Source organism: Rhizobium sp. No.120, assembly GCF_054558365.1.
Genome location: NZ_BAAJNQ010000047.1, coordinates 1 through 1,574, shown reverse-complemented (window position 1 = coordinate 1,574; position 1,574 = coordinate 1). Strand labels below are relative to the sequence as shown.

Annotated in this window: 2 protein-coding genes; both read right to left on the bottom strand. The window is 62.7% G+C overall.

The genetic code is table 11. The features are described from left to right. A partial coding sequence (locus ACYJRZ_RS31855) for an electron transfer flavoprotein subunit alpha/FixB family protein (protein WP_459465511.1) occupies nt 1–914 on the bottom strand: 914 nt, incomplete at its 3' end. 77 nt (nt 915–991) lie between these two features. Next, nucleotides 992–1,574: electron transfer flavoprotein subunit beta/FixA family protein (locus ACYJRZ_RS31850; protein WP_459465509.1), on the bottom strand; the 583-nt coding region annotated here is incomplete at its 5' end.

Below are 1,574 nucleotides of genomic sequence, written 5' to 3'. Positions count from 1 at the left end.
AGTTCGGGCAGGACATCGAACAGATCGCCAACGAGACCGTAATCGGCGACCTGGAAGATCGGCGCTTCCTCGTCCTTGTTGATCGCGACGATCACCTTCGAGTCCTTCATGCCGGCCAGATGCTGGATGGCGCCAGAAATGCCGCAGGCGATGTAGAGGTCGGGGGCAACAACCTTGCCGGTCTGGCCGATCTGCCAGTCGTTCGGCGCATAACCGGCATCGACAGCAGCACGGGAGGCACCGATGGCAGCACCCAGCTTGTCGGCGATCGGAAGGATCACCTCTTGGAACTTCTCCGACGAGCCGAGTGCACGGCCGCCCGAGATGATGATCTTGGCAGACGTCAGTTCCGGACGATCCGACGAGGACAGCGCATCCTTGACATGAGTCGAGAGACCCGGGTTCGCGGCGGCCGAGATGGTCTCGACCGAAGCGCTGCCGCCCTCACCGGCTGCGGCGAAAGAGGCGGTGCGAACCGTGATTACCTTCTTCGCATCGGACGACTTTACCGTCTGGATGGCATTGCCCGCATAGATCGGACGCTTGAACGTGTCGGCAGAGACGATCTCGACGATTTCCGAGACCTGCGCGACATCGAGCAGGGCAGCAACACGCGGCAGCACATTCTTGCCGACCGAGGTCGCAGCCGAGACGATGGCGTCATAGGAGCCGGCAAGCGACACGATGAGCGCTGCCAGCGGTTCGGCGAGGTTGTTGCCGAGGCTTGCATCGTCGGCGAGCAGGACCTTCGTCACGCCCGAGAGCTTTGCAGCCGCATCGGCCGCAGCCTTGGCACCAGAGCCGGCGACGAGCACATGCACGTCGGAACCGATCTTCGATGCTGCCGTCAGCGCCTTGGCGGTCTGGTCGGAAAGGGTTGCGTTGTCGTGATCTGCCAGAAGAAGAATGGCCATGGTTGTGTTCTCCCTTGATTCCTTCGGTTCATGCCCTTGTCCGAAAACCGGTTCCCACTTTTCGGGGCATGAACGCCTTAGAGCACGCCGGCTTCGGTCTTGAGCTTTTCGACCAGCTCGGCGACCGACTTAACCTTGACGCCTGCCTTGCGGCCCGACGGCTCCTCGGTCTTCAGCACCTTCAAGCGCGGGGCGGTATCGACGCCGAAATCGGCCGGCGACTTCTTGTCGAGCGGCTTCTTCTTCGCCTTCATGATGTTCGGCAGCGAAGCATAACGCGGCTCGTTGAGGCGCAGGTCCGTCGTGACGACGGCCGGAAGCTTGACCGCAATGGTCTGCAGACCACCGTCGACTTCGCGCGTCACCTCGGCCGAACCGTTGCCGATCTCAACCTTCGAGGCAAACGTCGCCTGTGGCCAGCCGAGCAGGGCCGACAGCATCTGACCGGTCTGGTTCGAATCGTCGTCGATCGCCTGCTTTCCGACGATGATCAGGCCAGGCTGTTCGGCTTCCGCGACCCCCTTGAGGATCTTGGCGACGGCGAGCGGCTCGACGGCATCATCAGTCTCGACCAGGACGGCGCGATCCGCGCCCATGGCGAGCGCCGTGCGCAAGGTTTCTTCCGCCTTGGCCGGACCGACGGAGACGACCACAACTTCC